This is a genomic window from Paenibacillus antri (assembly GCF_005765165.1).
GTDB lineage: Bacteria > Bacillota > Bacilli > Paenibacillales > YIM-B00363 > Paenibacillus_AE > Paenibacillus_AE antri.
In genome coordinates this window covers 157,936-163,935 of record NZ_VCIW01000019.1, presented here as the reverse complement: position 1 = coordinate 163,935, position 6,000 = coordinate 157,936, and the positions used below count along the sequence as shown (strand labels likewise).

General features: G+C 56.0%; 6 protein-coding genes. 4 read left to right on the top strand and 2 right to left on the bottom strand.

Annotation, left to right across the window (positions count from 1 at the left end; all coding sequences use genetic code 11):
• Positions 1-153: 153 nt before the first annotated feature.
• Entirely contained in the window at positions 154-996 is an 843-nt protein-coding gene (locus tag FE782_RS24280; protein WP_138196939.1) for an aldo/keto reductase, read from the bottom strand.
• Positions 997-999: 3 nt separating this feature from the next.
• Positions 1,000-2,205, bottom strand: coding sequence for an MFS transporter (locus FE782_RS24275; protein ID WP_138196938.1), 1,206 nt, complete (start codon positions 2,203-2,205; stop codon positions 1,000-1,002).
• A 141-nt stretch (positions 2,206-2,346) separates the two neighbouring features.
• On the opposite strand from FE782_RS24275, the gene FE782_RS24270 reads away from it, so the two are divergent.
• From FE782_RS24270 to FE782_RS24255, 4 genes are all read left to right on the top strand, one after another.
• On the top strand, positions 2,347-2,727 hold the full coding sequence (locus FE782_RS24270) for a winged helix-turn-helix transcriptional regulator (protein WP_138196937.1): 381 nt from the start codon (positions 2,347-2,349) through the stop codon (positions 2,725-2,727).
• A 100-nt stretch (positions 2,728-2,827) separates the two neighbouring features.
• On the top strand, positions 2,828-3,469 hold the full coding sequence (locus FE782_RS24265; protein WP_138196936.1) for an FMN-dependent NADH-azoreductase: 642 nt from the start codon (positions 2,828-2,830) through the stop codon (positions 3,467-3,469).
• A 101-nt stretch (positions 3,470-3,570) separates the two neighbouring features.
• Positions 3,571-4,332: an AAC(3) family N-acetyltransferase gene (locus FE782_RS24260; protein WP_138196954.1), complete on the top strand. Its 762-nt coding sequence runs from the start codon at positions 3,571-3,573 to the stop codon at positions 4,330-4,332.
• A gap of 149 nt (positions 4,333-4,481) precedes the next feature.
• On the top strand, positions 4,482-5,951 hold the full coding sequence (locus tag FE782_RS24255; RefSeq protein WP_138196935.1) for a multicopper oxidase family protein: 1,470 nt from the start codon (positions 4,482-4,484) through the stop codon (positions 5,949-5,951).
• Positions 5,952-6,000: the final 49 nt, after the last annotated feature.

Below are 6,000 nucleotides of genomic sequence, written 5' to 3'. Positions count from 1 at the left end.
TACAATACGGGGCGCTACCAATGGTCATTAAAAAAGATGACCCCCAATGAATACAGGAGTCATCTTTTGGCGGCTTAGCCGCCGAGGGCTTTCTTCAAACTGTCCGCCAATGGGGTCACAGTTCAATGACGGGAGCGCCTTTGTACAATCTCTTCAAAAATCGAAGTTGTCCGGGTCGGGACCGACGCGGAGATCTTGATTCAAGCCATCGATTCGCTGCATGTCTTCCTCGCTGAGCGCGAAGTCGAACAATGCCGCATTTTCGACGATGCGATGTTCCTTCGTCGATTTCGGGATCGTCACCACGCCGTGCTGCACATCCCAGCGCAATATAATTTGCGCGACGGACTTGCCGTATTTCGCCGCCAACTCCGACAACGTCGGATGCTCAAGCAGTTCGCCTTGCATAAGAGGAGACCAAGCTTCCAGTTGAATGCCTTGCTCCTTCGAGAAGCGAAGCAACGGTTTCTGCGTAAGGCGCGGGTGGAACTCGACCTGGTTGACCATCGGCTTGACCCGGGCGACGCTTAATAAATCTTCAAGGTGATGGATTTGAAAATTGCTGACCCCAATGGCTTTCACGCGTCCTTCTTGATACAACGTTTCAAGCGCCCTCCAGGCCTCTTTATATTTCTCTGTGACCGGCCAATGGATCAAATACAAATCGAGGTAGTCGAGTCCCAGCTTCTCTAAACTATCTTCATAAGCCGCTAATGTGCTCTCGTACCCCAAGTCGGCGTTCCACACCTTGGACGTGACGAAGAGATTCTCCCTCCGAAGCCCGTTCTCTAACAGAGCTCGTCGGATGCCTTCGCCGACGCCGCGCTCGTTCCCGTAGATCGAAGCCGTGTCGACACTCCGGTATCCGTGGACGACGGCGGATCGGACCGCTTGCACCAAGGCCGCGCCCTCCTCTACTTTGAATACCCCAAGTCCGAGTCCGGGCATCCGAGTTCCATTGTGCAACGTGACCGTATCTTGCAGATGTCTTATCATCGTTCATTCCTCCGTTAGTACATACCGAATTTGGTCCTTCTGTTCTAACATCCGGGCGCCCATCGTGAGCGCCGCCGCCCCGAAAACCATCAGCGCTCCGATCCATGTCGTATGAATCAATCCTATAGAATCGGCCACGATGCCGCCCAAGTAAGCGCCTATCGCAATGCCCGCGTTAAACGCGGAAATATTAAGGGCGGAGGCGACATCCTTCGCTCCGGGCGCGAACCGTTCCGCCAGCATCACGACGTACACTTGAAGACCGGGGACGTTCATGAAGGCGAATAACCCCATGAAGAGAACCGTAACCAAGCCTGCGATTCGGAACGGAGCGGTGAAGAGCAACGCCAAGAGTACGATCGCCTGCAGCGTAAACATGTAGGACAAAGCCGCAGCGGGGGTTCGATTCGCCGCCTTGCCGCCGATCCCATTGCCGATCGCGATGGCGATGCCGTACGCGAGAAGGATTAAAGCGACGGACATTTCACCGAACCCGGTAATGTCGCGAAGCAGCGGAGATAAATAGGTGAAGACGACGAACGTTCCGCCGTACCCCAAAGCCGTAATCGCGAAGGCAAGCAGCAAGCGGCCGTTCGCGACGAGCTTCCATTGCCGGCGAAGCGGGACTTTCGCGGCTTGCGGCAAGTTCGAAGAAACCAAGGCCACGGTCGCCAGCAACGCGATGACGCCGATGGCGACAATCGCGAAAAATGCGGTTCGCCACCCCATGAGTTGGCCAATATAAGTTCCAAGCGGCACGCCGGTCACCGTCGCGACGGTCAACCCGGAGAACATAATCGAGATGGCGCTCGCGCGGCGACGTTCCGGGACGAGATCGGCCGCGATCGTCGAACCGATCGACATGAATACGCCGTGCGATAAGGCGCTAACGATGCGGGCGAGAAGCAGGACGAGCATCCCGTCGGCCGTAGCGGCGAGAAGATTTCCCGCAATAAACACAACCATAATCCAGAGCAATAACGTCTTGCGAGGCATGCCGGCGGTCAGCGAGGCGAGTACCGGCGCTCCGAACGTTACGCCCAGCGCGTACAAGGTGACTGTGAGCCCGGCGGTCGCCACCGATATATGAAAGTCTTCAGCGATGAGGGGAAGCAGCCCTACGCTAATAAACTCGGTCGTTCCAATGGCGAAGGCGCAGACGGCTAACGCCAGCAAAGCCGGAAGGTTTCCTTTGTTTTCCGATGTCATGTTTCCACTCCTACGATGTATAGTAAGTCCGGCCGGTGAATGCTATTATGCTGGATAGTGGCGACGTTGGATAGTACGTACTTTTTAGTGATATAGGTACTTAAAAGTGCCTATGAAATATATATCTAGGGGGTAAACCTTATGGCGACTGAGGCTCCGACGAAGAAGAAATACAATATATCCGTCGAGGCGACGCTGGAAGTGATCGGCGGCAAATGGAAGTGCGTCATTCTGTGTCATCTGACGCACGGGAAGAAACGAACAAGCGATTTAAAACGGCTAATGCCCGGGATTACGCAAAAAATGTTAACGCAGCAGTTAAGGGAGTTAGAGGAGGACGGCATCGTCAATCGGATCGTCTATAACCAAGTCCCTCCGAAAGTGGAATACGAGCTAAGCGACTACGGGAGCAGCCTGCAATCCATACTGGATTCGCTGTGCGCTTGGGGGGAAAAACATATTATCCGAGAGTACGGGGACAAATCCGCCATGTTGGAGGATAACGGATTAAATCGGTTGTGAGAAGGGGAGGAAGCAAATCAAGTTATTAATTGTAACTTACTATAAAATAGTTTATGATATGGAGGTCAGAAATTATATATAAACGTGGAGGACAACCAGAATGACAAACGTATTGGTCGTAAAAGCGAATAATCGTCCGGACGGCGTATCTACTAAAATGTACGAGAGATTTATCGCATCCGCAGCCGAAAACAAAGAGTTGAACGTTACCACATATGATTTGTACAACGAGGATCTACCGTATCTCGGACAAGATCTATTCAGCGCCTTCGGCAAATTGCAAAATAACGGAGCGTTAACGGAAGCGGAAGGACGTCTCATGGCCGCAAAACAAAAGGCGATGGACGCTTTCGCGGCGGCGGACGTGCTCGTCTTCGCTTTCCCGCTGTGGAACTTAACGATCCCGGCCGTGCTTCACACCTTCATCGACTACGTGTATGCCGCAGGCTTTACATTCAAATACAATGCGGACGGCTCGATGGCTCAGCTCCAGAAACACAAGAAAGTCGTGCTGTTGAACGCGCGCGGCGGCGTGTATTCGACTCCGGAAGCCGCGGGCATGGAGATGTCCGTCAACTATATGCGTAACGTCTTCGGCGGCGTGTTCGGGATGGAGATTATCGACGAAGTCGTGATCGAGGGCCATAACGCGAATCCGGGTCAGGCGGCGGCGATCATCGAAGAAGGATTGAAGAAAGTAGCGGCCGTGCCGGCGAACATCGCTCGCCAGCTCGTTCGATAAACGTCATACGAATCCATTCGAGACCATCCTGAGCACAGGATGGTTTTCTTTTTTTGGAATGGAGTACAATGGATGCAAAGACCGAAAGGGAGGGGAATCGCATCCATACGAAAGAGAGCTTGATGAAGCAATTGGAGCAATTCGGCATCGACCGCAAGGGGACGCTGCTGGTTCACTCTTCGCTGAAGAGCATGGGACCGGTCGAGGGAGGCGCGGACGCGGTGCTCGATGCATTCGAGGAGTATATGAAGGACGGACTATTGGCGTTTCCCACCCATACTTGGTCCTACATCAATGCGGACAATCCGAGGTTCGACGTCGACCGTTCCCCCTCCTGCGTCGGGATACTGCCCGAGCTGTTCAGGAAGCGGCCCGGCGCGGTGCGGTCGCTGCATCCTACGCATTCGGTGGCGGCTATAGGGCGGGACGCCATAACGTTTACGGGCGACGACCACCGGTTCGATACGCCGTGCGCGAGAGGCTCCGCCTGGGGAAAGCTGCTCGACCGGAAGGCGACCATCTTATTAGTCGGGGTAGACTTAAGGCGGAACACGTTCATCCACGGCGTGGAAGAGTGGCTGGACATTCCGGGCCGCTTGACGGACGACCATGAGCCGCTTTACACGGTATTGCCCGACGGCACGGAAATCGCGGTTCCTTCCCGCAGGCATTGCGGATTGCGGTGGTCGGAGCATTTTTGGAAAGTCGACCAGATTCTCGAGGATGCAGGCGCGATGCGGAAGGGGCGGCTCGGCGAAGCCGTCGTCAGAGTTTGCGATGCGGCGGCGACGGCGGACGTCTTAACGCGCATGTTGAAGGGCAACCCGGACTTGTTCTCGAATAACGACCCGCTAGATTTATAGAAATCGAAGCCTCGAAACCCCGACGACGGGCGTTCGGGGTTTTCTTCGTTCACAGCACCCATAGGAGATCGCCAAAAGTTCGCAACATTCATGTCGTACATTGATAAGGAGGCAAGAGAATGAATCGATAGAGAGGAACGAGTAAGAAAATGAAACGACTTCATACATGGGCGATCGCGCTGTCGCTGGTCGGCATCGCGATCGGCTTGGCCGGCTGCGACGGAAATACGACGACGAATGTCGGCGAGCTCGAATTTACGAATCCGCTGCATATTCCTCCGCTCTTGGAGCCGACCGTGGACAGCGAAGGAGAGAAGCGATTCACGTTAACGATGCAGCCGGGGACGACCGAGTTTTTCGAAGGGAAGCGCACGCCGACCTGGGGCATCAACGGATCGTATTTAGGACCGACGATTCGCGCGTCGCGCGGCGACCGGGTCGCATTCGACGTCGTGAATCGGCTGCCGGAACGCTCCACCTTGCATTGGCATGGGATGTTATTGCCGGCGAAGATGGACGGCGGACCGCACCAGATGATCGAAGCGGGAGCGACGTGGAAGCCGCATTGGACGATCGAGCAGCCGGCGGCGACGACCTGGTACCATCCGCACTTGCACGGGAAGACGGCGCTGCACGTGTATCGCGGACTCGCCGGGTTATTTCTGATCGAGGACGAGGAGTCCAAGAAGCTGCCGTCGGAATACGGGGTGGACGACATTCCGATCGTCGTGCAAGATAAGCGGTTCAAGGGCGACGGCACCTTCCACGAAAGCATGGACCTAACCCCGTTCGGGATGCTGGGCGATCAGATCCTGATTAACGGAACGTACGACCCATACTTGAAAATTACCGCCAGCCAGGTGCGCTTCCGCCTGTTGAACGGTTCGAATGCGCGCGCGTTCCAGATCGGCTTCTCGGACGACCGGTCGTTCGCCCTGGTCGGGAACGACGCGGGGCTTCTGCAAGAGCCGGTATCCCTGAACCGCCTCCTCTTGAGCCCGGGTGAACGCGCCGAGATCGTCGTCGAATTCCAAGCGGGCGAGGAGACGATCTTGCACAGCTTCGCAGGCGAGGACGGCATCGGAAACGGCGAGTTCGATCTGGTCAAGATCGTCGCCGACCGGGAGCTCGCGGCTTCCGCGCCGCTCCCGAGCCGGTTGTCCGCCGAACCGTCGATCGAAGCGTCGGAGGACGCAACGGTTCGGAAGTTCGTGCTTACGACGGAGTCCGCGATCAACGGGAAGCCGATGGATATGAATCGGATCGACGAGGTCGTCCCGGCCGGTGCCCGAGAAATCTGGGAAATTTCGAATCGGGGATGGGACCATAACTTCCATATCCACGATGCCGTCTTCACCGTGCTGGACAAGAACGGACAACCCCCGGCGATCTACGAACGGGGCAGGAAGGATACGGTGTTCGTCCCGAACGGTACGACCGTCCGAGTCGCGGTCGAATTCGGCAGCCATCCCGACCCCGAGACGCCGTACATGTACCACTGCCATCTCTTATACCACGAGGACAGCGGCATGATGGGGCAGTTCGTCGTCGTCGAGCCGGGAACGGAGGCGCAAGTGTCGAGACGTCTTTCGGGCTCGGGCATGGAACATGAACACTAGAGGAGGGGCCGCGAGGCCCTTTTTCTATGTCATTTTCCAGATTTGCGCA